This window comes from Sphingomonas sp. Leaf22 (assembly GCF_001421715.1).
GTDB lineage: Bacteria > Pseudomonadota > Alphaproteobacteria > Sphingomonadales > Sphingomonadaceae > Sphingomonas.
On sequence record NZ_LMKP01000023.1, the window covers coordinates 179157 to 203873 of the forward strand.

The following is a 24717-nucleotide window of genomic DNA, read 5'->3' on the forward strand; positions in this document are numbered from 1 at the left end:
GGTGGAACGTTACGTTCCCTCGCAACCCGACCCACCCCCAACCCCTCCCTTGTCAGGGAGGGGAGCGCAGCGGGGGAGTGGGGCTGCTACCCCACCCACGCAATTCCGGGGTCAGACCCGGATATGACGGACATTCGCGGAAGGGCGCTTGCCTTTTCGCCATGGGGCGGTTAATGGGCCGCTCCCCCCGGTGCGGCGTGGTCCGCAGCCGGGGGTTCATTTTTCAAGGCGGGGTCCGGTCGGAATCGGCCCCATAGGGTAAGGAATCGCATCCATGATCCAGATGCAATCCAATCTCGACGTTGCTGACAACAGCGGCGCGAAGCGGGTGCAGTGCATCAAGGTGCTGGGCGGCTCGAAGCGCCGCACGGCCGGTGTCGGCGACGTCATCGTCGTCAGCATCAAGGAAGCCGCTCCGCGCGGCCGCGTGAAGAAGGGTGACGTGCACCGTGCCGTCATCGTTCGGACCGCCAAGGACATCCGTCGCACCGACGGTTCGGTGATCCGTTTCGACGGTAACGCCGCGGTGCTGGTCAACAAGAACGAGGAGCCGATCGGCACCCGTATCTTTGGCCCGGTGGTCCGCGAGCTGCGCTCGAAGGGCTTCATGAAGATCATCTCGCTCGCCCCAGAGGTGCTGTAATGGCTGCTGCGAAGATCAAGAAGGGCGACACCGTGATCGTCCTGTCGGGTAAGGACAAGGGCAAGACCGGTCAGGTCACCCAGTCGCTGCCCAAGGATGGCAAGGTCGTCGTGTCCGGCGTGAACATCGCCGTTCGCCACAAGAAGCCGAACCAGGCTGACCCGCAGGGTGGTCTGGTGCGTTCGGAAGCGCCGATGCACGTCAGCAAGGTCGCGCACGTCGTCGACGGCAAGCCGACCCGCGTGCGCTTCGAAGTGCGCGATGGCAAGAAGGTCCGGGTCGCCGTAAAAGGCGGGGAGGTCATCAATGGCTGATAAGTACACGCCGCGCATGAAGTCGATCTATGACGATCGCATCGTGAAGGCGATGACCGAGAAGTTCGGTTACAAGAACGTGATGGAAATCCCGCGCCTCGACAAGATCGTCCTGAACATGGGCGTTGGCGAAGCGACGCAGGACAAGAAGAAGGTCGAGCAGGCCAGCTCCGAAATGGAGCTGATCGCTGGCCAGAAGCCTGTCGTCACGAAGGCAAAGAAGTCGATCGCGCAGTTCAAGCTGCGTGAAGGCATGGCGATCGGCTGCAAGGTCACGCTGCGTCGCGAGCGGATGTACGAATTCCTCGATCGCTTCATCACCATCGCGCTTCCGCGCGTTCGCGACTTTCGTGGTCTGAACCCGAAGTCGTTCGACGGTCGCGGCAATTATGCCTGCGGCATCAAGGAACAGATCGTGTTCCCCGAAATCAACTATGACCGCATCGACAAGGTGCGCGGCATGGATGTGATCGTGACCACCACCGCTAAGACCGACGAAGAGGCTCGCGAGCTTCTGCGTCTGTTCGGTTTCCCCTTCCCGCAGGAAGAGGGCGCCGAGGAAAAGAAGGCGGCGTAACCAACACCGCTCCCCTTCGCCGGGGAGCGGTCTGCGCTTTAACGAAGAGAGCTTAAGTCCATGGCGAAACTGAGTTCCGTGAACAAGAACGAGCGCCGTCGCGCGCTCGTCAAGAAGTTCGCACCCAAATATGCGAAGCTGAAGGCGATCGCAGCCGACCAGTCGCTCGACGAGACCGAGCGTCTGATCGCGCGGCTGAAGATGGCCGAGATTCCCCGCAACGGGAATCCGACCCGCATCCGCAACCGTTGCGAGCTGACGGGTCGTCCCCGCGGCTATTATCGCAAGTTCCGTCTCGCCCGCGTCATGCTGCGTGAACTGGCCAATAAGGGCCTGATCCCCGGCGTCACGAAGTCGAGCTGGTAAGGAACACAGCAATGGCATTGACCGATCCCCTGGGTGACATGCTCACCCGCATCCGCAACGGCCAGCGCGCGCGCAAGGACTCCGTCCTGACGCCTGCCAGCAAGTTGCGGGCCCGTGTCCTCGACGTGTTGCAGCGCGAGGGCTATATCCGTGGCTACAGCGAAGAGCAGATGGGCCCCGCGGCCGGCATCCGCATCGAGCTGAAGTATTTCGAAGGCCAGCCGGCGATCAAGCACGTCGCGCGCGTCTCGAAGCCCGGCCGTCGCGTCTATTCGGGTTCGCAGGAACTGCCGAAGGTTCGCAACGGCCTTGGCATCACCATCGTCTCGACGCCGCGTGGCGTTCTGTCCGACGCCGAAGCGCGCGAACAGAATGTCGGTGGCGAAGTGCTCGCGGAGGTCTTCTGATGAGCCGCATCGGTAAGAAGGCAGTCCCGGTTCCGGCCGGCGTCACCGCCAACATCGCAGGGCGCGAGCTGAGCGTCAAAGGTCCCAAGGGCACGCTCACGCTGCCGCTGGCCGATGACATCGCCTATGCCGTCGAAGGCGACACCATTTCGGTGCAGCCGGCGAACGAAACCAAGCGCGCTCGCGCGTTCTGGGGCATGCAGCGTACGCTCGTGCAGAACCTGATCACCGGCGTGACCACCGGCTTCACCAAGAAGCTGCTGATCACCGGCGTCGGCTATCGCGCCGCGGCCCAGGGCAAGAACCTGAAGCTGCAGCTCGGCTACAGCCACGACGTCAACATCGACGTGCCGGAAGGCATCGAGATCAAGACGCCCGATCAGACCACGATCGAAATCAGCGGGATCGACAAGCAGAAGGTCGGTCAGATCGCTGCCGAGATCCGTCGTTGGCGTAAGCCTGAGCCGTACAAGGGCAAGGGCATCAAGTACGACGGCGAGTTCATCTTCCGCAAGGAAGGGAAGAAGAAGTAATGACCAAGGGTCTCTCCCTCTTCGAGAAGCGCCGTCGGCGCAATCGCACCGCGCTGAAGGCGCGTTCGGGCGGCCGTGCGCGGCTGTCGATCCATCGTTCGGGCAAGCACATCTATGCCCAGGTCATCGACGATGCAGCCGGCCACACGGTCGCTGCCGCCTCGACCCTGGAAAAGGACGTGCGCAGTGCGTCGGGCGCGAACATCGATGCCGCCAAGGGCGTCGGTACCCGCGTTGCGGAAGCGGCGAAGGCCGCCGGCGTGACGCAGGTCGTGTTCGACCGTGGCGGCTTCCTGTTCCACGGCCGCGTCAAGGCGCTGGCCGAGGCCGCCCGCGAAGCCGGATTGGAGTTCTAAGACATGGCTGACGAAAACAATCAGGCCGAAACCCCCGCCGCCGACGTGTCGGCAGCGCCGGGTGGCGAGCAGCCGCAGGGCCGTGGTCCCCGCGGCGGTCGCGGTCGCGGCGGTCCGGGTGGTCCCGGCGGCGGCGGTCGTGGTGGCCGCGACGGCAATCGTGGCGGTCGTCGCGACGACCGTCGCGGCGGTCCGGACGATGGTGGCGAAGAGCTGATCGAAAAGCTCGTCCACATCAACCGCGTGTCGAAGACCGTCAAGGGCGGCAAGCGCTTCGGTTTCGCCGCACTCGTCGTCGTCGGCGACGGCAAGGGCCGCGTCGGTTTCGGCCATGGCAAGGCGCGCGAAGTGCCGGAAGCCATTTCGAAGGCGACCGCCGCTGCCAAGAAGGCGATGGTCCGCGTGCCGCTGAAGGACGGTCGCACGCTGCACCATGACGGCAACGGTCACTTCGGTGCCGGTCGCGTGACGCTGCGGTCGGCTCCGGCCGGTACCGGCATCATCGCGGGTGGCCCGATGCGCGCCATCTTCGAATCGCTCGGCGTTGCCGATGTCGTGACGAAGTCGGTGGGCACGTCAAATCCGTACAACATGATCCGTGCGACCTTCGAAGCGCTGAACGATCAGTCGTCGCCGAAGTCGGTTGCGCAGCGTCGCGGCAAGAAGATCGCCGACCTGCTGGGTCGTGGTGGATCGCAGACCGCCGAGGCTGACGCCGCGGCGATCGTGGAGTAACGAGCGATGGCAACCGTCAAGATCACCCAGACCGGGTCGCCGATCCGCCGGACCAAGGATCAGCGCGCAACGCTGATCGGTCTCGGCCTCAACAAGATGCACAAGACCGTGGAACTGACCGACACCCCCGAGGTGCGTGGCATGATCCGCAAGGTGCACCACATGGTATCGGTCGAAGGCTAAGGCCTTTCATCTTTACCGGTGACAAGCATGGGGAAGGGGGCTAAGCGGCCCCCTTTCTCTTTTAACAAGCGCGAACATAGCGAAAGCGAGTGCACACATGAAACTCAACGAAATCCGCGACAATGACGGCGCCCGCAAGAGCAAGATGCGCGTCGGACGCGGCATCGGCTCGGGCAAGGGCAAGACCGCCGGTCGCGGCCAGAAGGGCCAGAAGAGCCGCGAAGGCGTCTCGATCGCCGGGTTCGAGGGCGGTCAGATGCCGCTCCACATGCGAATCCCGAAGCGCGGCTTCAACAACATCTTCGCCAAGGACTATGCCGAAGTGAACCTCGGCGCGATCCAGAAGGCGATCGACGCCGGCAAGATCGAAGCCGGTGCGGCGCTCGATCACGCCGCGCTGAAGGCGGCCAACCTTGCCCGTGGTGGCAAGGACGGCGTCCGCCTGCTCGGCAAGGGCGAACTGACCGCCAAGCTGACCTTCACCGTTGCCGGTGCGTCGAAGTCGGCGATCGAAGCGGTCGAAAAGGCTGGTGGTTCGGTGTCGGTGATCGAAGTCGTGCCCGCGCACGAAAAGGCCGCTGCCAAGAAGGGCAAGACGCTCGCCGCCAAGAAGGCCGCGCACGCGTAAGGTTCCCACCCGCTCGGTTCGAGCAGCTTCGAGCACAGTCGAGAGCGCGTATCGAGAACGCCCGCCTGGCGGAACTGCGTTCTCGATACGCGCTCTCGACAAGCTCGATCGCTACTCGAACCGAACGGGATGAACTAAAAGGGGTAGGGTAAACCACCCCTTAGACTTCCCGGCCGCAACCCCTATATGGTCGCCCGGGGGGTGGGCCGATGGCCCGCCAGCATCATTCGGGACATTTCCATGGCAGCCGCCTCAGACGGTCTTGCGACCAATCTCAATCTGTCGAAATTCGGTAAGGCGACCGAACTCAAGAAGCGCCTGTGGTTTACGCTCGGGGCACTGATCGTGTTCCGCATGCTGAGCTATGTGCCGCTGCCGGGCATCGACCCGACGCAGCTGGGCCTGCTCGCCAACCAGACGCAGGGCGGCGTCCTCGACTTCTTCAACACCTTCTCGGGCGGTGCGCTGACGCGCATGTCGGTCGTCGCGCTGGGCGTCATGCCCTACATCACCGCATCGATCGTCGTGCAGCTCGCGACGTCGCTTAGCCCGCAGCTCGCCGCCATCAAGAAGGAAGGCGAGTCGGGCCGCAAGAAGCTGAATCAATATACCCGCTACGGCACGGTCGCGCTGACCGCGATCCAGGGCTATACCATCGCGGTCGGTCTCGAAGCGTTCGGGGCGTCGGCCGGGGCGCAGGCGGTGATCGAGCCGGGGATGGCCTTCCGCATCGCGGCGGTCATCTCGCTGATCGGCGGCACGATGTTCCTGATGTGGCTGGGTGAGCAGATTACCAGCCGCGGCATCGGCAACGGCATCTCGCTCATCATCATGGCCGGCATCGTCGCGCATCTGCCGACGACGCTGTTGCAGCTGTTCGAGGGCAGCCGTTCGGGCACGATGAACCCGCTGACGCTGATCGGCATCATCGTCGCCGTCGCCGGCCTCGTCCTGTTCATCTGCTTCATGGAGCGCGCCCAGCGTCGCATCCTGATTCAGTATCCCAAGCGTCAGACGGCGCGCGGCGTACAGGCCGATCGCAGCCACCTGCCGCTCAAGATCAACACCGCCGGCGTCATCCCGCCGATCTTCGCGTCGTCGCTGCTACTGATGCCGGTGACGATCACCCAGTTCGCCGGACAGGCGACGGCGGGCGAAAGCCGGTGGGGCGATTTCATCATTACGCTTAACCAGTATCTGGCGCATGGTCAGCCACTCTACATGCTGCTGTACGGCGCGGGCATCGTGTTCTTCTCGTTCTTCTACACCGCGATCGTCTTCAATCCCGAAGAGACCGCCGACAATCTGAAGCGTTATGGCGGGTTCATTCCCGGCATCCGCCCGGGCAAGAATACCGAGAATTACTTCGACTATGTCCTGACCCGCATCACGGTCATCGGCGCGGCCTATCTGGTCATCATCTGCCTGTTGCCCGAATATCTGGTGTCGGCGCTGTCGATTCCCTTCTATCTCGGTGGCACCAGCCTGCTCATCGTGGTCAACGTCACGATGGACACGGTGACGCAGATCCAGTCGCATTTGCTGGCGCATCAGTATGGCGACCTGATCAAGAAGGCGAAGCTGAAGGGTGGACGCCTGCGCGGGTAAGCGCATTACGGATGCATCAGGGTTAATTGGGGGCAGCTATGGACATCATCCTTCTCGGACCGCCGGGGGCGGGCAAGGGCACCCAGGCCGCGCGGCTCGAAACGGCGCGCGGCATGGTGCAGCTGTCGACCGGCGACATGCTGCGGGCAGCGGTCAAGGCGGGCAGCCCGGTGGGGTTGCAGGCCAAGGCGGTGATGGATGCCGGCGAACTGGTGTCCGACGCGATCGTATCGGCGCTGATCGGTGAACGCCTCGATCAGTTGGGCGACCAGGGCGTGATCTTCGACGGCTATCCGCGCACCGCGGCGCAGGCCGATGCGCTCGACCTGCTGCTCGAACATCGCGGCCGCAAGCTGACGCATGTGATCGAGCTGGTCGTCGACGAGGACGCCCTGGTCGAACGCATCGTCGGCCGCTTCACCTGCGGCAATTGCGGTGCGGGCTATCACGACCGCTTCAAGCAGCCGGCTGTGACCGGCGTGTGCGACGTTTGCGGCGCGACCGACTTCAAGCGTCGTCCCGACGACAATGAAGCGACGGTGCGGACCCGCATGGTCGAATATCGCGCCAAGACCGCGCCGATCCTGCCGCTCTACGAATCGCGCGGAATCGTCCACCGTGTCGACGGCATGGCCGACATGGACGATGTGGCCGCTGAGATCGCGTCGATCCTCGGCGCGTAACGCCCGTCCTGCTGCGCAGCGTCCTCTCGACGGCGCGCATAACTGATTTTCTTGCGTCACCCTGGGCTTGCCCGGGGTCCCATTTCTTCCTCTACTTCCACGCCGGTAAGAATGCGGGACCCCGGGGCAAGCCCGGGGTGACGGAGGAGGAAGGCGCTCGCTGCCCCGCGACCCCGCACACGCCCGCCCCCGATTTTGGTTCCGCGCAGCGGTTGACACTATCCGAATCGGTCCGTATCAGCGCTCTACCCCGACATACTGGTTTACGGCGACGCTTTTGCGCGTTCGCCGCGATCATGCGTGAAGGGGCGCAACGCTACGAGATGGAGGGTCGCTGCCATGCGACACTCCGTGGAGCTGGGAGAATTTAATTCATGGCACGTATCGCGGGTGTTAATATCCCGACCAACAAGCGCGTGATCATCGCGCTGCAGTATATCCACGGCATCGGTCCGGCCAAGGCCAAGCAGCTGACCGATCAGCTCGGCATCGCGTCGGAACGCCGCGTGCAGGACCTGAGCGATCAGGAAGTGCTTCAGATCCGTGAAGCGATCGACGCCAGCCACACCGTGGAAGGTGATCTGCGTCGTCAGACCGCGATGAACATCAAGCGTCTGATGGATCTGGCCTGCTATCGTGGCCTGCGTCACCGCAAGGGCCTGCCGGTCCGCGGCCAGCGCACGCACACCAACGCGCGCACCCGCAAGGGCAAGGCGAAGCCGATCGCGGGTAAGAAGAAGTAAAAAACAGTCCGGGGGACTGTTTTTAACTTCTTCTCCGTCGGGGACAGGTTCGAGGCTGACCGCCTCCCGATCTCCGTACCACGCATGATATACAGGTCAGGATTACCAACAATGGCACGTGAACCGCAGCGCATTCGCCGTCGCGAGCGCAAGAATATCACCGCCGGCGTCGCGCATGTGAACGCCAGCTTCAACAACACCATGATCACGATCACCGATGCGCAGGGCAATGCGATCTCGTGGTCGTCGGCCGGTGCGATGGGCTTCAAGGGCTCGCGCAAGTCGACCCCGTACGCCGCGCAGGTCGCCGCCGAGGACGCGGGCCGCAAGGCCGCCGACCACGGTGTGCGCACGCTCGAAGTCGAAGTGAAGGGTCCGGGTTCGGGTCGTGAATCGGCGCTTCGCGCGCTGCAGGCGGTCGGTTTCCAGATCACGTCGATCCGCGACGTGACCTCGATCCCGCACAACGGCGTCCGTCCGTCGAAGCGTCGCCGCGTCTGATCCGTGCCTGCCGCCTCGCCGGGTTCGTCCGGCGGGGCTGTTCTTTCATGGCGCGGACCCGTCCTTTCCGCGCCGCCAAGCTAGGGGAAGCCCGTGTCCGTCAACGCTAAGAACTGGCAGGAACTCAAGAAGCCGAGCGGCCTCGAGAAGAAGCCGGGCGGCGATCCCAAGCGCCGTTCGACCTTCGTCGCGGAGCCGCTGGAGCGTGGGTTCGGCCTGACGCTCGGCAACGCGCTGCGTCGCGTGCTGCTGTCGTCGCTGCAGGGCGCCGCCGTAACCTCGATCAAGATCGAGAACGTCCTTCACGAATTCTCGAGCCTTGCCGGCGTCCGTGAGGACGTGACCGACATGGTGCTGAACGTGAAGCAGATCGCGCTGCGGATGCAGGGCGAAGGCCCGAAGCGCCTCCAGCTGTCCGTCACCGGCCCGGCCGAGGTGAAGGCCGGCGACATCGCCGTCACCGGCGATATCGAGGTGATGAACCCCGATCTGGTGCTGTGCCATCTCGACGATGGTGCGACGCTCAACATGGAACTGACCGCGGACGTCGGTAAGGGCTATGTGCCTGCCGCCGGCAACCGTCCGGCCGATGCGCCGATCGGTCTGATCCCGGTCGACGCGCTGTATTCGCCGGTCCGTCAGGTCAGCTACAAGGTCGAGAACACCCGCGTCGGGCAGGAACTCGATTACGACAAGCTGACGCTGACCGTCGAAACCGATGGCACCGTGACCCCGGAAGACGCGCTGGCCTATGCCGGTCGCATTCTTCAGGACCAGCTGGCGCTGTTCGTTCACTTCGACGATTCGGCACTGCCGCGCGCTGCCGCTGTCGGCACGCAGGTGGCAGCACCGGCGAGCGAAGGTCAGGGCGATACCGCGCAGATCAACCGCTACCTGCTCAAGAAGGTCGACGAGCTCGAACTGTCGGTCCGTTCGGCCAACTGCCTCAAGAACGACAACATCATCTACATCGGCGATCTGGTCCAGAAGACCGAAGCCGAGATGCTGCGCACTCCGAATTTCGGCCGCAAGTCGCTGAACGAAATCAAGGAAGTGCTGTCGTCGATGGGCCTTCGCCTCGGCATGGACATCCCTGGATGGCCGCCCGAGAACATCGAAGAGATGGCGAAGAAGCTCGAGCAGGAAATTATGGGATAATTTCGCACCGGGCCAAGCCAGCTTGGCCCGGGGACGAAATAATCCCGGCCGGCGGGCCGGCTTTCAGCCGTCCCGACCGACGACACGGGCTTCGCCCGTGTCCGACCCGGCAAACGAAACCGCGGCAAGTGTGACTTTTGTGACCTTTGCCGCGAACAGGCGAACCGGTGGCGGCCTCCAACAGCCACCTGCTTTGGGGATTCCGTGACACGGCCCCTTAACGAACGAAGGAAATACCCATGCGTCATCGCGTCGGCGGCCGTAAGCTGCAACGTACCTCGGCTCATCGTATTGCGCTGTTCCGCAACATGTCGGCCGCGCTCATCAAGCATGAGCAGATCACCACTACCGTCGCCAAGGCGAAGGAACTGCGGCCCTACGTCGAAAAGCTCATCACGCTGGCGAAGAAGGGTGGCCTGTCGAACCGTCGTCTGGCCCATGCCCGGCTGCTCGACGATGCGCAGCTGACCAAGCTGTTCGACGTGCTGGCGAGCCGCTATGCCGATCGCAACGGCGGCTATACCCGCATCATCAAGGCCGGCATCCGCGCGTCGGACGCCTCGCCGATGGCGATCATCGAATTCGTCGACCGCGACGTGTCGGCGAAGGGCCAGGATTCGGGTCCGGTCCTGAACGACGAGGATTTCGACGAAGCCGCCTGATCGGCCTTCGATCGAACGACAGGGGAGGGCGGTCGTACATCGGTACGGCCGCCCTTTTCCGTTGGGGCGTTCCGCGGGGTTGCGTGGAGAGCGGCAGGGCCTATCGTGGTCGGTAACACCGGATACCGGTCCGGCCGCCTGTCCATGGAGCAACGATGTACCGCCATGCCCTTGTCGCGATTGCCTGCCTGATGACCAGCACGACCGCCCTTGCCCAGAGCATCGCCTATCCGCAGACCCGCACCGTTGATCAGGTCGACGAGCAGTTCGGGGTGAAGGTCGCCGATCCGTATCGCTGGCTCGAAAACGACGTCCGCAACGACCCCGAGGTCGCGGCATGGGTCGCGGCGCAGAACAAGGTCACCGACGCCTATCTGGCGACGCTGCCCGGCCGCGATATCTTCAAGCAGCGGCTGACGAAGCTGTTCGACTATGAACGCTTCGGCGTGCCGAACCGCGAAGGCGGCCGCTATTTCTACAGCCGCAATTCGGGGTTGCAGAATCAGTCGGTGCTGTATGTCCGCGACAGCGTGAACGGGCAGGGGCGGGTGCTGATCGACCCCAATGGCTGGTCGAAGGACGGCGCGACCGCGCTTGCGGAATGGGCCCCGTCGAAGGACGGCAAGCGGCTGCTCTATTCGATCCAGGACGGCGGCAGCGACTGGCGCAAGCTGCGCGTGCTCGACGTCGATACTGGCAAGACGCTCGACGACCAGATCGACTGGGTGAAATACGGCCTGACCGCGTCTTGGGTGAAGGACGGATCGGGCTTCTATTATGCCCGCTTCCCGACCCCGGAAAAGGGGCAGGAGTTTCAGAGCCAGAACCTGAACGCGCAGGTCTATTTCCACAAGCTCGGCACGCCGCAGACCGCCGACCGGCTGATCTATGAGCGGCCCGATCAGCCGCGCTACACCTTCTATCCCGGTATCACCGACGATGGCCGCTGGCTGATCATCTCGACCAGCGGTCCCGGCGACCATACCGAGATCGCGGTCCTCGACCTGACCAGGCCGAACGACAAGCCGCGCACCATCGTCAATACCGACAATGTCGACTGGTCGTCGATCGGGTCGAAGGACAGCACGCTGTACCTGACCACGACGCAGGGCGCGCCGCGCCTGCGCATCGTGACGCTCGACATGGCCGCCGCGAACCCGACGCCGAAGGAAGTGGTGGCCGAGGACAGGGCGGTGCTGAACGGCGCGTCGCTGGTCGGCGGGCGGATCATGGCCGCTTATCTGGTCGATGCGAAGACCGAGGTGAAGCGCTTCACCCTTGACGGCAAGCCCGATGGCAGCATTGCGCTGCCCGGCATCGGCACGGTCGGCGGCGTCGGCGGTGAACTCGACAACAATGAAGGCTTCTTCGCCTTTTCGAGCTTTGCGACGCCGACGACGATCTATCGCTACGACGTCGCGACCCGCGCGGTGACGCCTTGGGCAAGCCCGAAGGTCGCTTTCGATCCCGCGCAGTACGACGTCCGCCAACGCTTCTACGCATCGAAGGACGGGACGAAGGTTCCGATGTTCATCGTCAAGCGCAAGGACGTGAAGGGGCCGGCACCGACGCTGCTCTATGCCTATGGCGGGTTCAACGTGCCGATCCTGCCGGGATTTTCCGCCGGGCGTATCGCGTGGCTGGAACAGGGCGGGGTGCTCGCGGTCGCCAATATTCGCGGCGGCAGCGAATATGGCAAGGAATGGCATGACGGCGGCAAGCTGCTGAACAAACAGAATGTGTTCGACGATTTCATCGGTGCTGGGGAAGACCTGATCGCACAGGGCGTCACGTCGAAGGGGCAGCTGGCGATCCAGGGCGGATCGAATGGCGGCCTGCTGGTCGGTGCCGTCGTCAACCAGCGGCCCGATCTGTTCGCGGCGGCGCTGCCGGCGGTGGGCGTGATGGACATGCTGCGCTTCGACCGCTTCACCGCCGGGCGCTACTGGGTCGACGATTACGGCGTACCCGCCAAGGAAGCCGATTTCCGCAACCTGCTCGGCTATTCGCCCTATCACAATGTGAAGGCGGGCGTGACCTATCCGGCGATCCTCGCGACCACCGCCGACACCGACGACCGCGTGGTACCCGGCCATACCTTCAAATACACCGCGATGATCCAGTCGAAGGATATCGGCCCGAAGCCGCATCTGGTCCGCATCGAAACCCGCGCCGGCCACGGCTCGGGCAAGCCGACCGACAAGGTGATCGAGGAAACCGCCGATCTGTGGGCGTTCATCGCCAAATGGACGGGCATGCAGGTGAAGCCGATCGGGTAGGGGAAGGCTTGTTTTCACGCGAAGGCGCGAAGGGAAGAGGGGTTGGTTCGCGCAGAGGCGCGGAGGCGCAGAGGAGCCCGATCCGGGCGATCGATCTGCGATCGGAAGACGCTTCCGCGCGTTGCGACGGCGTTGAAGGCCGCTGGTGCGGCCGAGCGATCCGCCGCGGGCGCAACCCCTCTGCGCCTCCGCGCCTCTGCGCGAAAACCCTCGCCTTCTTCTCTCCGCGTCTTCGCGCGAAACCAACCCCGTTCTTCACCCTAGGCACGAGCCCCAAAGGGCTGGCACACCCCCGAAGCTCTGCTATCGGGTGCGGATGAACGAGACCCCCGACTCCATCCTGATCGTCGATTTCGGCAGCCAGGTGACGCAGCTGATCGCGCGTCGCGTGCGCGAGGCCGGCGTCTATTCCGAAATCGCTCCGTTCCAGAAGGCCGGCGAAGCGTTCGAACGGATGCAGCCGAAGGGCGTGATCCTGTCGGGTGGCCCCGCATCGGTCTGTGACGACGGCAGTCCGCGCGCGCCGCAGGCGATCTTCGATTCGGGCGTGCCGGTGTTCGGCATCTGCTACGGCCAGCAGGTCATGACCGAACAGCTGGGCGGCAAGGTCGAGAAGGGCCATTCGGGCGAGTTCGGCGAAGCCTATGTCGAAGTGGCCGAGACCTGCGGCCTGTTCGACGGCCTCTGGGCCACGGGCGAGCGGCATCAGGTGTGGATGAGCCATGGCGACAAGGTCGCGGCGATCGCGCCCGGCTTCCACGTTGTCGCGACCAGCCCCGGCGCGCCGTTCGCGATCATCGCGGACGACGCCCGGCGCTATTACGGCGTGCAGTTCCATCCGGAGGTGTTCCACACGCCCGATGGCGCGAAGCTGATCGCCAATTTCGCGCGCTATGTCTGCGGGCTGTCGGGCGACTGGACGATGGCCGAGTTCCGCGACCTCAAGATCGCCGAAATCCGTGAACAGGTCGGTTCGGCCAAGGTCATCTGCGGCCTGTCGGGCGGCGTCGACAGCTCGGTCGCGGCGCTGCTGCTGCATGAGGCGATCGGCGACCAGCTGACCTGCGTGTTCGTCGACGGCGGCATCCTCCGCGCGGGCGAGGCCGAACAGGTCGTCAGCCTGTTCCGCGGCCATTACAATATCCCGCTCGTCCATGTGGATGCGCAGGACCTGTTCATGGACGGTCTGGCTGGCGTCACCGATCCGGAAGCCAAGCGCAAGTTCATCGGCAAGACGTTCATCGACGTGTTCGAGGCCGAAGCGAACAAGCTGGGCGGCGCGCAGTTTCTCGCCCAGGGAACGCTCTACCCCGACGTGATCGAAAGCGTCAGCTTTACCGGTGGCCCGTCGGTGACGATCAAGAGCCACCACAATGTCGGCGGCCTGCCCGAGCGCATGAACATGGCGCTGGTCGAGCCGTTGCGCGAACTGTTCAAGGACGAGGTCCGCGCGCTGGGTCGCGAACTGGGCCTGCCCGACATCTTCGTCGGCCGCCATCCGTTCCCCGGACCCGGCCTCGCCATCCGGATTCCGGGCGAAGTGACGCGCGAACGCTGCGACATATTGCGCAAGGCCGATGCGATCTATCTTGAGGAGATCCGCAAGGCCGGGCTGTACGACACGATCTGGCAGGCGTTCGCGGTACTGCTGCCGGTGCGCAGCGTCGGCGTGATGGGCGACGGCCGCACCTATGACAATGTCCTCGCGCTGCGTGCGGTGACCTCGACCGACGGCATGACCGCGCAGGCGTTCCAGTTTCCGGGCGACTTCCTGCCGCGCGTGGCGACCCGCATCATCAACGAGGTGAAGGGCATCAACCGCGTCACCTACGACTATACGAGCAAGCCGCCCGGCACGATCGAGTGGGAATGATCCGGACTCAAATCGTCCGGGGGACGATTTGTGCCGGATCATTCGCCCCGCGATAGCGGGGTGCCGGAGCTAGGCAACGAGGTCAGGTCGATTCTCAAACCCCTGCCGGCACCGCCTCCGGCTGCATGATGACGCTGTTCGCCGCGACGTCCTGCAACAACCAGACATTGCCGCCGATCACTGCCCGGTCGCCGATCGTCACCCGGCCGAGGATCGTCGCTCCGGCATAGATCACGACATCGTCCCCGACGATCGGATGCCGTGCCACGCGCTGCACGAACGGCCCGCTGGCGGAACGGGGTTGCGATCGATGCGGCGTTCGCGCGCCGAGCGTGACATGCTGATACAGCCGCACCCGCGCGCCGATCACGGCAGTCTCACCGATCACCACGCCGGTGCCATGATCGATGAAGAAGCCGGGGCCGATCGTCGCACCTGGATGAATGTCGATGCCGGTTCGTTCGTTGGCGGTCTCCGACACGATCCGTGCGACGATCGGCACGCCCAGCGAGTCGAGTTCGTGGGCCAGCCGATGGTGCAGGATCGCGACCGCGCCGGGATAGCAGATCAGGATTTCATCGACGCTGCGTGCCGCCGGATCACCGCGAAAGATCGCGGCGACGTCGGTATCGATCAGCGCCCGCACGCGCGACGGCGTGCCGGCGAACAGCCGCAATATCTCCGCCGGCCGTTCGGGTGCGAAGTCGATCGCGGAAACATCCTGCCAATAGGCGAATTCGGCGCGGATCGCTTCGTCGAGCAACGCAAAGGCGGCGTCGAGCCGCTCGGCAACGAACCGGTCTTCCCCGGCCGCGTCGCCCGCAAAGCCACCGATCCGGCCGGGGAACAGGGCGTGCGACAGGAACTCCATTGCCCGCGTCAGCGTGGTTCGCGACGGAAAGGTCGCCGGTTGCTGCCGGCTCGGTTGCGCCCGCCGCCATGCCATGCGCGCGGTCGACAGCGCACGGGTGGCGTGGTTGATGATCTGGCGGCGGTCGTCGTCGGGCTGGGCCATGCGGATCGCTTCGAAACAAAAAAGGTCGGGCGACTTGACGACGCCCGACCAAGGTTACGCTTAGGGAGCTACCAAAGCGTTGCGGACACCGCGCCGTGGCGCGGCGAAACTCAAAGGCCGGTGGCGTTGCCGGTCGTGGTCGGCGTCGGATCGACGACCGTCGCGTTCAGTGCCGGGTCGGTCGCAAGCGTGGTGTCGTTCGACACGATGGCCGCGTTGCCGACCGCAATATCGTTCGCCAGCGGTTCGTCGACCGACGTCAGGTTCGTTTCGATCGATGCGTTGGCGTCGATGCTGTTGGCCGGTTCGTTACCCGAACACCCGCCAAGCCCGACCAGCGCGATTGCCGCCAGCGGTGCGATGAATTTCGTCAAACCCGATCTCCCTGTTCGCCGCCGCCGAGGCGGCCGTTGCAGCGCCCATAGTAGAGAGCGACGCTAGGGAGACTATAATCCCATTACTTTAGTAGGGTAATGCGGGGCTATCAATCGGTATGGCGGAACACACAGGCCACCAAGGCGGAACCCGCCGTTCGGAGATAGGTGTGATGTAAGCCGAGCGGGGTGGTAGAGCTGAGGGGAATCGAACCCCTGACCTCTGCAGTGCGATTGCACGCGACACGCCGGTTTTCAAAGGCTTCGCGGCAGGCAGACGTAATGCAGCGGTGATGCGCCCCTGAGAGAAACCGTGCCGAATTGTACGCGACACCGGAGAAACACCGGAGCCGCACGGCACCGATCCCACCATCCCATACGCGCCTGATCAGCGCTCCATAACCCACGCACAAGCGGCGTCGGACCCCGGTTCCGGCGGCGCTTTCGTGCGCCCATCGACCCACCGCTCCGGGGGCCGACATGAAGTCGAAGATTACCGCACCTCGTACCCACGCCGGCAAGGCACTCCATGCAGGTCGATTGCGCCAACGTACCCATCAACGGGTGCGGGCAGGGAGCTTCCACCACGATCCTGTGATCGAAAGCCGGTGGGCGTCGTCGAACCGCTTTCCGCGGTCGGAGAACAACGCCCGCCTACGCGCGGCCGAAGCCTACGAGCATTTCACCAAGCAGCCCGGCGCACGCAACGGGAAGCTCGGCCATATCGCGATCGAGGTGTATCGCTTCTTCCTTCGCCTGCGGGGCAAGAAAGACGGCCGTCTCGACCCTTCCTATAGCTGGATAGCCCAACAGATACGACGATCGCGAAGCGCTGTCGGTAGCGCTATTGCCCGTTTAAAGGCGGAAGGCTTTCTGGATTCGACGCGACGGACGCGGCCGGTCGACGACCCCCAGCCCGGCGGCCAATATGTCGAGCAAATCTCGAACGCCTATTTCCTGTCGCTTCCCGCGAAGGCGATGAAGCTGGTGGCACGGATTACGCGGAAGGCAGTCGAGGCAACGCAGCGGTCGCTTACCGTCGTAGAGCGGGACGCACGGCAGGAACGCGCCGACCGACAGGCGTCGGCGATCCAGCCCCCGGCACCCGCCGAGCCGAAGCCTGATGCGACGTGGTCGCTGATGGACGCCCTTCGTTCGTTCGGAAACTCCGTCGATAGGCGCGACGCAGAGGCAAATAGGGCGAGTCCGCAATGCGGTCGGAATGAGACCCTGTAGTAATTCTATAAGGGATCGCTCTCGCGATACGTAGCCACAAGCGACATCACCCAGCCCAACCGGACCGCCATGTGCTAGTCCCCGATGCCGAACCCGCCCGGCATACGAACCGTCGCGCGCAGCGGCCAGCCCAGGACAGGGCGGCTGCGCCGCCCCGAGGCTTGGCGGCGGGGACGAGCACGGATCGTGCCGAAAGAGCCGCCCCGTCCCCCGCGGGGACAGGTCACGCGTCGGGCATCACCAGGTCAGCCCATCGCTGCATAAGCCGCCGGCGGGGCCAGATCTGCTTCGATCGATTGTACGCGCCCTCGACCTTCACGTTGACGTCTGCCTCTTTCTTCCCCGCGTGGCCGAGCGCGCGATCGATCATCACGCGCAGGCCGGGATAGAGTTCGTTCAGGATCGTCGAGAAGGTGGCGCGCCATCCGTGCGGCACGTGTCGGCCGGCAAAGCCGGCCTTCCGATACAGCGCGCCGATCGCGCTCTCCGACAAATGCCCGAAGACGAGGTCGGCATCGATGCCGAGCGCGCGGACCCTGCAAAGAACGGCGAACGCCTGCCGGGAAAGCGGCACCAGGTGATCGAACCGGGCATCACCCTTTTTCGCCTTGGCCAGCTTCATCCGTGCCGCCGGCACCCGCCACACCGGCGCGATCGGACCAATCATAGCCCCGGCCCAGTCGACGCCCTCAACTTCTTCCCATCGCATGCCGCGCAACGCACCTTGCCGGACCGCAGTCAGCGCGAGGAACCGGGACGCCAGATCGACGATCGCCGCGCCGCCGGCGGCCGTCGACGCGGCAAGGAGATCGTGAGCCTCGTCGAGTGAAGTAAGCGCCAGCTGCTCGCTGGCGATCGGCGCGGCCGACAACGCGTGGCGGACCGCCGTCGACGGGTCGACCTCGGCCAGCTCGTTGGCGATCGACTAGCCGAACACCTTGCTGATGCGCTGGCGCAGCCGCTTCGCAGTCTCGATCGCGCCGCGGGCCTCGACGGCGCGCAGCAGGTCGCGAATGTCGCCGGCCCCGATATCGTCGACGTCGATCGCGCCGATCGCCGGGAACACGTCGCGCTCGAGGCTGGTGATCACGTCGCCGGCGTGGACGTTGGTCCAGCTCGACCGCCAGTGCGCGTGCCAGGCGCGGGCGACGGTGGCGAACGTCCGGTCGACCTCGACACGCGCTGCGCGCTCTTCGCGCGGATCTCGCCCGGCGCGCAGCGCGTCGCGGGCAGCTGCTGCCGCCTCTCGCGCGGCCGACAGATCGACGTCGGGAAACTGGCCGATCGTCAGCAGCTGCTCACGGCCAGCGACGCGGAATCGCACACGCCATGATTTGAGGCCAGTCGGTGCGACATACAGGTGCAGGCCCTGCCCATCGGAGAGCTTGTAGGCGCACGGCTTCGGCCGCGCGGATCGCACCGCGGCGTTGGTCAGCATGGTCGAATCCTATCTGAAAGCACGAACTTGCCGCGCCGCCGGCGCGGGGCTATTTCGGGGGCATACCCCCCGAGAGCGAAGGGGGTCGGGACAGCACCTGGTCAGCCGCCCCACCGGCCCCAAGGCTGATCGTCGCCGGGCGATCTAACCGACCCCCAACCCCGACCACGGCGGACAACCTGTCCGCCGTGGTCACATCCGACGGCGCAGAAAACCGCCAGTTTGAGAAATTGCGCAAGCCGGCAATACCCACTTCGATACCCGCATCCTGGCGGCCGAAACTTAACGTGGCCGGTTACGGATGATCAGCTCAGTCACCTTCGTGCCGGCGCGGGCAGCATGCCCGGAGACCGTCCACGTCGTGGCGATCTCCTCAATGACGAACCGGGCGAAGATCTCCCGGATGAGCGGCGTGTCGTTGATCGACAGCACGAAGCTGCCCGCGATCGTGTTCAGTCGGTCGGCCAGCGCGCGGTATCGGTCCGGTCCGAAGTCCAGTCCGTACCCGGTGGTCTCATGATACGGCGGGTCGAGGTAGAAGAGCGCGTCCTTGCTATCGTACCGGCCGATCAGCTCGACAGCATCGAGCTGCTCGATCGTCACGGGCGCGAGGCGCGCGCTGAGCCGCCGCAGGTCCGCGCGGAGCCGGGCATGATCGAAGCGCGACGACTGGTCGCGCCGCAGGCCGAACGTCCGGCCGACGACCTTCCCGCCGAAGCCGAGCCGCTGAAGATACAGGAAGCGCACCGCGCGCTCGATGTCGGTTAGCGTCGATGGGTTCACTGCCCGCATCCGATCGAAGTCGGCTCGGCCGGCGAACAGGAAGGCCATCTCGTCGACGAACGGTTCATAATGGCGGCGGACGATCCGGAAGAGGTTGGCGACGTCGCCCGACAAGTCGTTGATGACCTCGACGGGTGCCGGCCGAGCCCGGCGCAGGAAGATCCCGCCCATGCCAACGAACGGCTCGATATAGGCCTTGTGGGGAATCGTCTCGATGATCGCGCAGAGGCGTTTGGCGAGGTTGCGCTTGCCGCCGAGATAGGGTGCCGGCGGGCATGCAGTCGGTAGGTCGTTCAAGGTCGGCTTCTTCCGGAAAGAAGCACGTCGGCTAGGCGCGCTGATGACGCCGCGACTGGCGGCGAGGGTCGCAACCCTCCGAACCTTCGGAGCAGCTCCGAAAGTTGGAAGGATCGCGATAGTCCGGAGTGGAGACCGAAGCTCAGACCTAAGCTGGCGGGTGGCCTTCGGGGATACGCTGGCGGGTCACCTTGCCTGCGCCACCTGGTACCGGGTGGCTAGCCGCGCAGAATTGGCAACTGCGCCCCACGTATTCCCCGAAGGTCTTCTATTCCGCAGGCCACCCGGCGAACCGGTCGGCCAATTTCCGCGCGCGGGCTGTCCTAACGGCTAAGTTCGAACAGCCCGATCGCTATGCCTTGCCGGGCAGGGTGCCTCAAGAGGCGATCGCCGACCCGTCGATGACGATCCGAAAGCGGGTCGACGCGCCGATCGCCAGCGTGCCGAGATCAAGGCAGACGTGGATCGAATCGTCGCCCTTGCGCTTCGTGCCGACCGGCAGCGCCTTGATCGCATAGGGATCGAGCGTCGGCGGGACGGCGATCGCCAGCCCGATCGTCGCNATCGAATCGTCGCCCTTGCGCTTCGTGCCGACCGGCAGCGCCTTGATCGCATAGGGATCGAGCGTCGGCGGGACGGCGATCGCCAGCCCGATCGTCGCGCGCGGGTCGTCGCTGCCGACCAGCAGCACGCGATTGCCCGCCATCGTCGCCCGCGCGCGACCGCGCTCCACGACCTCATTGACGGTCTCGTAGGCACCGGGCTGATCGAAATCGATCAGGCGCATGTACCGCAGGTCGACCAGCTCGGCCGCGGTGCGGTTTGCCAGCTCGACGTCGATCAGGATGCGCTTGCCTTCGACCGAGATCCGCTGGTCGACGCCGATCCCGTCGTCCGTGGTGCCGACGAAGCGGATCGCTTCGGCCTCGGCCGACACGGTGCCGTCCACCTGATGATAGCCGGTCAGCACCGCCGAGGCCGACTGGACCGTCTTGCCGCCGGCGCGGTGCGCGGTGACGAAGCCCTCGACCGAACGACCGTACAGGACGGCGTCGCCCATCAGCGGGGCCGTCGCATGGCAGAAGATGCCCCCGCGCAGATAGCCCCGCTCGGCGTCGGTCGGGATGCCGGCCGGCAGCGGGCCGGCGGTACCGAAGCTGCCGAGGCTGCCGACGCCAAGCGAATAGAAATCGGTCAGCAGCCATGCCTCAAGCCCGCCGGCGGGCGTGCTGAAGGTGCCGGTGCGGACCTTGGTCGTTGGGGACGGTGCCGGCGTCGTCACTGGCGGCTGCTCGATGACGGGCGCAGTTGCGCTATAGGTCGTGCCTTCGACCAGATAGAGCCGCTCGATGCCAACGAGGAAGCAAACCCGGGTGCCCCACTTGTAGGCGTATTTCCGCTTCTCCTCGTCCCAAGCTCCCACGGTTGTGTTGAGCGTGGCAGGGAATTTGATCTGCTGGCCGGGCATCAGCTTCGGGGTCTGGCCGTGCTTCGCGGTGATGGTGGTGGTCATAGTCGGCTCCATTCTAAAGGATCGTTGATTCGGCGGACTTTTCGGTTAGTGGTTCAGGCTGCGGAGGCCGGGGGGCCATCGCGAGATCGGGGGGTCTATGCAGAGCGTTGGAGTATCGGGTCGGCGGACGGGTCTGCGCGGCCTATTGGCGCAGGTGTCGTCGCGTGCTTTGACGGCGCTCGACGCCACGCTTGTGGCGTTCTTTCCTGAAGCCCCGGACAGGGAGGATTGCTGCCCAGAATGTGGCGGTACCGACCTTTTCGACGGATACGGTACCTGCCAAATCTGCCAGCCGATGTAGGGTTAGGCGGCGTACTCGGTGACCGTCATCTCACCGTATTCCCAACCTTCAGTACCGTTGCTGGAATAGGCGGTGATGTTCGTCAGCCCGATATTGGCACCGTAGTTGGTGCGGAACGTGTGGACTGGCGACACCGCGACACCGTCGATGAACTGTTGGAACGTGTTTCCGCGAACACGAACTTCCATTTCATACCAACGAAGCAACTCGATGGTGACAGGCGAACCTCCCGTGTAGCCCGACAGCTGATTGCTGCCCGACCGGTCGTTTACGGACCACGAAGCGCCGTTCGCGGAGTAACCGACGGTCACGCAGCCTCCGTCCGCGCCCATCCGCAGACCAATGCCGGAAGCGCGGAGACGAACGCAGCGGATCATCACCTTCAGGTCATAGTTGGCGCTGGTTGGCGCATACGAACTGCGGATGTACCCCGTACCAGCGTTCCACCGGACCCGGTTGTTGCCGGGCGAGATGGTCATGTCGTACGTGCCGACCCGCGCATAGGTGTGACCGCTGTTCGCAGTATGCGCCGTGACGGCGACCGCCGTCGTCTCCGTCCAGGTGTCGCGGAACGCGAAGGTCTGTAGGCCATCGTCGTTGACGATGATGCCGGTACCGACAATGCTTCCGTTGGAAAGATAGCCGGCCGGATTGCTAAGGGTAATCGTAAACGTTTCAGCGCTTTCCTCGACCCCATCGCCAACCACGGTGACGTTGATCAGCTTGCTCGTTTCGCCGTCGGCGAACGTCACGCTCCCGCTCGACGGCAGAACACCGCCCAGATAGTCCGCAGCGTCGGTCGTGCCGGCACTGAAGGCATAAGGGATCGTAACCGAGCCGGTGCCGGTCGAGCGGATCACTTCGAACCCATAGACGGTCGTGCCGCCCGTATTGCCTTCCGGCTTGGTGATACCGGCGTACCGGAAACCGAAAGTCGGCAGCGCGTCTGCGCCACGAACAACCGACCATTCGGACGTCACTACGTTGACGGTTACGACAGCGCCTTGATCGGCCGCGATCGTCACGTAGGGCACAACCGTGGCGTTGGCGTCGACCAGCATATCCGGCGTGTCGATGTACAGATCGAGGCCATTCGTCGCGTCGAGCGTGTCGATCGAAGCGGTTGCCGTCGTCGCGATGTTTACGGCAGCATAGGCGTTGGCCCGACAGGCGAACATACCGAGCGCCCGTTGCGGCGTTGCACCGCCGGTGGTCTCTAGCAGACCACCACCAACGACGACACGCGCCGGCGTCGGATCGATACGAACGTGCATCCGTGCCCGGTAGTTACCGGCATTCACCAGCGTCGCAGTAGGGCCGGCGATTGTCACACCTTCGGCGACGGTAGCCTGCGTTACAGCAGTGGTCAGCGCCAGCCCGACCGAACCGGCGGCGGGAATGCTGGCGACAACCGATACTGTCGGGTCCTTGGTGACGCTGAACCCGGCAGGAGCTGCACCAGTGACACCGTTGCTCAACGTACCGGTATTGCCGCTGACCGAGATCAGGTTGCCCGTATCGACATGACCGACGAAGCGATCCTTGATCGCATCGTACACGGCTTTACCGGTCGCCTGTGCGCCGAGGTTCGAATAGTGCGTCTGACCGTCGCACAGATATTGCGGCTTCGGATTTTCGTCGGCGGTCCCATCGCTCATAATCGCCTGAAGGGGGACGTAGATGACCTTGCTGCCATAGCGGGCGGCAAGCTGCGCCGGGAAATTGGCGTTTACCGAATCCAGATAACCGCGGTTGGAACCGCCCTTCTGCCATCCGTCTGCGGCCGAAAAGTCGCGCTTCCAGAGACCCGGAACGATGATCAAATCAAAAACGGCGGCGAGCTTGTCGAGGTTGGCCAGCTCCCGGGAAATGTAGGTCGATGCGACAGTCATGTCGTTGCGACCGCCGCTGTACCACACGACCTTTTGCCGGCCGTTCGGCAGCGTCTGCGCATGGGCGACCGCCAGATCGACCTGGTCGTTTACGTTCCACCCCGGATTGGGGACGCTGAAATAACCGGCACCGCCTGTGGCGTACGACGTTGGACGGTAATAGAACGGTTCGGTCGGGTGCTTGCCCGTCTGGATCGTGAACAGGCGTTTCGGCGCGAGGTGATTGGCCCAGACGAGCGGCGTCTGTGCGGTGAAGCCATACGCGACCGGATTTGCGCTGCCGCGCAGACCCTGACCCTCCAGCGAAGCGCCGATCTGGTACATGACCGGGTCATCAAGCAGGTTCGCGGCATTCCCGACCGAGACGCTGATGCTCACGTTGGCCGAAGCACCGAGGCTATCGACGACCCGCAGGATGTAAGAATAATCGCCGGCAAGCGTGTAATTACCGACAATACTCAAACCGGAAATCCGGCGGCCAGGTGCCAATGCGCCGCCAGCCACCGACAGCACGTAAGGGGGCGTGCCGCCCGAGATGGTGGGCGTGAACGCCGAACCGCTGCCAACGACACCATTCGGCATCGCGTCCGGTGCTGTGATCGACAGACCTGGTATCGTCGGCGTCGGCGTCGGCATGCCGGGCACCCGGTCGATCGGCATCGGCACCGGATATGCGCCAGCGCCGGACGACACGAGCGCCGACGCGGCAGTATCAGTAAGGTCGAGCAGCACCGGCGGCAGCGCCAGGTAGGCCGGGTGGAAGTACAGAACTTTGGTCATGGTATGCTCCCGCAGGATCAGCGCGGCTGATCGGTGGTGCAGCCGGCGGGGGCGGTGCCGGTGCTGATGATGGCATCGAGGCAGGTCCGCTCCTGCCGGACGGCGACGGCGCGGACATTCCCGCGGCCGACGGCGGCGACGGCTTCAGCGAACCGCTCCAGCAGCTCGGCAAGAAAGGCTTTCGGGACCGACACCAGCTCGCCCGTTCGCGAGGCGGTCAGCGGGGCGATCGTCTCGGTCCGCGTCAGCGCTTCAGGGAGCGGCGGCAGTTTCGCCCGCTCGGTTCGCGCGAGCGATGCTCGCATTGAGGTCGTCGCGCAGCCGGTCGACAGGCACGACAGGAGGAGCAGCGCCGGCAGCAGCCGGCGGCATGGCGTCGAGTGCATCGCGCAGATCCTTGATGGTGGAGCGGAGAAGGGTCTCGGACAGCACGTCCGCGCGCGCGGTCCGGTCGGCGATCGCGATCGTCACGTCGGCCGCGAGGCGTTCGTCGGCGCGCGCCTCGGCAGTGCGCTCGCGGTGCTGTTCACCGATCGCGACCCGGGCACTGGCCCCGCCGGCGGTCCGACCCGAGCGATAGACCAGCCCGATCGCCAGCCAGATCGCGCCGGTGATCGCCAGCACCACGACGGCGATCGCCACCGGCTTTGCAATACGGGTCGGTACCCCGATCCCGATCGCGAGCTTGGCGAGGCCGGCGATCACAGGCCGGTGTACTCGCCGACCGCGTCGAAGCTCGGGCAGGCCTTGATCCATTCCTGCGGATCGATGCGACCGTTGCGGTTCCGATCGGGCGAGAAGTCGCGATGGCCGCAGATYCGCGCCTGCGGATATTTCGC

Annotated in this window: 28 protein-coding genes; 19 read left to right on the forward strand and 9 right to left on the reverse strand. The window is 64.8% G+C overall.

The window, feature by feature from the left end:
* Positions 1–274 precede the first annotated feature (274 nt).
* The 18 genes from rplN (at position 275) to guaA (ending at position 14249) form a co-directional block, all read left to right on the forward strand.
* Positions 275–643, forward strand: a complete 369-nt coding sequence (gene rplN / locus ASE70_RS11635) for a 50S ribosomal protein L14 (RefSeq protein ID WP_055996097.1) — start codon at positions 275–277, stop codon at positions 641–643.
* Complete coding sequence (rplX, locus tag ASE70_RS11640) at positions 643–957, forward strand: 50S ribosomal protein L24 (RefSeq protein ID WP_055996094.1); 315 nt, start codon at positions 643–645, stop codon at positions 955–957. The genes rplN and rplX overlap by 1 nt, the downstream gene beginning before the upstream one ends.
* Positions 950–1534 carry a 50S ribosomal protein L5 gene (gene rplE / locus ASE70_RS11645; RefSeq protein ID WP_055996091.1) on the forward strand — a complete coding sequence of 195 codons (585 nt, stop codon included), beginning with the start codon at positions 950–952 and terminating at the stop codon, positions 1532–1534. Before rplX ends, rplE begins: the two co-directional genes overlap by 8 nt.
* A gap of 60 nt (positions 1535–1594) precedes the next feature.
* Entirely contained in the window at positions 1595–1900 is a 306-nt protein-coding gene (gene rpsN, locus ASE70_RS11650) for a 30S ribosomal protein S14 (protein WP_055756896.1), read from the forward strand.
* An 11-nt stretch (positions 1901–1911) separates the two neighbouring features.
* Positions 1912–2307, forward strand: coding sequence for a 30S ribosomal protein S8 (rpsH, locus tag ASE70_RS11655; protein ID WP_033921102.1), 396 nt, complete (start codon positions 1912–1914; stop codon positions 2305–2307).
* Entirely contained in the window at positions 2307–2840 is a 534-nt protein-coding gene (gene rplF / locus ASE70_RS11660) for a 50S ribosomal protein L6 (RefSeq protein WP_056394562.1), read from the forward strand. Before rpsH ends, rplF begins: the two co-directional genes overlap by 1 nt.
* Positions 2840–3196 carry a 50S ribosomal protein L18 gene (rplR, locus tag ASE70_RS11665; protein WP_055996084.1) on the forward strand — a complete coding sequence of 119 codons (357 nt, stop codon included), beginning with the start codon at positions 2840–2842 and terminating at the stop codon, positions 3194–3196. The genes rplF and rplR overlap by 1 nt, the downstream gene beginning before the upstream one ends.
* A 3-nt stretch (positions 3197–3199) precedes the next feature.
* A complete protein-coding gene (rpsE, locus tag ASE70_RS11670; protein WP_082438708.1) occupies positions 3200–3931 on the forward strand; it encodes a 30S ribosomal protein S5 in 732 nt (243 codons plus the stop codon).
* A gap of 6 nt (positions 3932–3937) precedes the next feature.
* Positions 3938–4114, forward strand: coding sequence for a 50S ribosomal protein L30 (gene rpmD / locus ASE70_RS11675; protein ID WP_055996081.1), 177 nt, complete (start codon positions 3938–3940; stop codon positions 4112–4114).
* 97 nt (positions 4115–4211) lie between these two features.
* On the forward strand, positions 4212–4742 hold the full coding sequence (gene rplO, locus ASE70_RS11680; RefSeq protein WP_056504908.1) for a 50S ribosomal protein L15: 531 nt from the start codon (positions 4212–4214) through the stop codon (positions 4740–4742).
* 240 nt (positions 4743–4982) lie between these two features.
* A complete protein-coding gene (gene secY, locus ASE70_RS11685) occupies positions 4983–6350 on the forward strand; it encodes a preprotein translocase subunit SecY (protein WP_056504911.1) in 1368 nt (455 codons plus the stop codon).
* A 38-nt stretch (positions 6351–6388) separates the two neighbouring features.
* Complete coding sequence (locus ASE70_RS11690; protein WP_056504913.1) at positions 6389–7033, forward strand: adenylate kinase; 645 nt, start codon at positions 6389–6391, stop codon at positions 7031–7033.
* Between the two features lie 374 nt (positions 7034–7407).
* Complete coding sequence (gene rpsM / locus ASE70_RS11695) at positions 7408–7776, forward strand: 30S ribosomal protein S13 (RefSeq protein WP_055996068.1); 369 nt, start codon at positions 7408–7410, stop codon at positions 7774–7776.
* A gap of 111 nt (positions 7777–7887) precedes the next feature.
* On the forward strand, positions 7888–8277 hold the full coding sequence (gene rpsK / locus ASE70_RS11700; protein ID WP_055996065.1) for a 30S ribosomal protein S11: 390 nt from the start codon (positions 7888–7890) through the stop codon (positions 8275–8277).
* Positions 8278–8370: 93 nt separating this feature from the next.
* Positions 8371–9435, forward strand: coding sequence for a DNA-directed RNA polymerase subunit alpha (locus ASE70_RS11705; protein ID WP_055996062.1), 1065 nt, complete (start codon positions 8371–8373; stop codon positions 9433–9435).
* Between the two features lie 239 nt (positions 9436–9674).
* A complete protein-coding gene (gene rplQ / locus ASE70_RS11710) occupies positions 9675–10097 on the forward strand; it encodes a 50S ribosomal protein L17 (protein WP_056394569.1) in 423 nt (140 codons plus the stop codon).
* 191 nt (positions 10098–10288) lie between these two features.
* Positions 10289–12376 (forward strand): prolyl oligopeptidase family serine peptidase, encoded by a 2088-nt coding sequence (locus ASE70_RS11715; protein ID WP_235519848.1) that lies wholly within the window; start codon positions 10289–10291, stop codon positions 12374–12376.
* Between the two features lie 316 nt (positions 12377–12692).
* The gene (gene guaA, locus ASE70_RS11720; protein ID WP_056504920.1) at positions 12693–14249 is read left to right on the forward strand and encodes a glutamine-hydrolyzing GMP synthase; all 1557 of its coding nucleotides are present in this window, start codon (positions 12693–12695) and stop codon (positions 14247–14249) included.
* A 94-nt stretch (positions 14250–14343) separates the two neighbouring features.
* Here guaA and epsC read toward each other — a convergent pair whose 3' ends face one another.
* Positions 14344–15264: a serine O-acetyltransferase EpsC gene (gene epsC / locus ASE70_RS11725; RefSeq protein ID WP_056504924.1), complete on the reverse strand. Its 921-nt coding sequence runs from the start codon at positions 15262–15264 to the stop codon at positions 14344–14346.
* A 110-nt stretch (positions 15265–15374) separates the two neighbouring features.
* Positions 15375–15638, reverse strand: a complete 264-nt coding sequence (locus ASE70_RS11730) for a hypothetical protein (RefSeq protein ID WP_056394581.1) — start codon at positions 15636–15638, stop codon at positions 15375–15377.
* A gap of 594 nt (positions 15639–16232) precedes the next feature.
* Here ASE70_RS11730 and ASE70_RS11740 point away from each other — a divergent pair.
* Positions 16233–16874: a hypothetical protein gene (locus tag ASE70_RS11740; RefSeq protein WP_056504927.1), complete on the forward strand. Its 642-nt coding sequence runs from the start codon at positions 16233–16235 to the stop codon at positions 16872–16874.
* Positions 16875–17097: 223 nt separating this feature from the next.
* Here ASE70_RS11740 and ASE70_RS20710 read toward each other — a convergent pair whose 3' ends face one another.
* The 7 genes from ASE70_RS20710 to ASE70_RS11765 form a co-directional block, all read right to left on the reverse strand.
* On the reverse strand, positions 17098–17745 hold the full coding sequence (locus ASE70_RS20710; RefSeq protein WP_235519849.1) for a tyrosine-type recombinase/integrase: 648 nt from the start codon (positions 17743–17745) through the stop codon (positions 17098–17100).
* A gap of 54 nt (positions 17746–17799) precedes the next feature.
* Entirely contained in the window at positions 17800–18312 is a 513-nt protein-coding gene (locus ASE70_RS20715) for a tyrosine-type recombinase/integrase (RefSeq protein ID WP_235519850.1), read from the reverse strand.
* Positions 18313–18594: 282 nt separating this feature from the next.
* Positions 18595–19392 carry a DNA adenine methylase gene (locus tag ASE70_RS11750; protein ID WP_056504930.1) on the reverse strand — a complete coding sequence of 266 codons (798 nt, stop codon included), beginning with the start codon at positions 19390–19392 and terminating at the stop codon, positions 18595–18597.
* A 376-nt stretch (positions 19393–19768) separates the two neighbouring features.
* A partial coding sequence (locus ASE70_RS20720) for a hypothetical protein (protein ID WP_235519852.1) occupies positions 19769–19954 on the reverse strand: 186 nt, incomplete at its 5' end.
* A gap of 1254 nt (positions 19955–21208) precedes the next feature.
* Positions 21209–23878 (reverse strand): Calx-beta domain-containing protein, encoded by a 2670-nt coding sequence (locus ASE70_RS11760; protein ID WP_056504935.1) that lies wholly within the window; start codon positions 23876–23878, stop codon positions 21209–21211.
* A 17-nt stretch (positions 23879–23895) separates the two neighbouring features.
* Positions 23896–24183 carry a hypothetical protein gene (locus ASE70_RS19890; protein ID WP_156356188.1) on the reverse strand — a complete coding sequence of 96 codons (288 nt, stop codon included), beginning with the start codon at positions 24181–24183 and terminating at the stop codon, positions 23896–23898.
* A complete protein-coding gene (locus ASE70_RS11765; RefSeq protein ID WP_056504937.1) occupies positions 24131–24583 on the reverse strand; it encodes a hypothetical protein in 453 nt (150 codons plus the stop codon). The genes ASE70_RS19890 and ASE70_RS11765 overlap by 53 nt, the downstream gene beginning before the upstream one ends.
* Positions 24584–24717 lie beyond the last annotated feature (134 nt).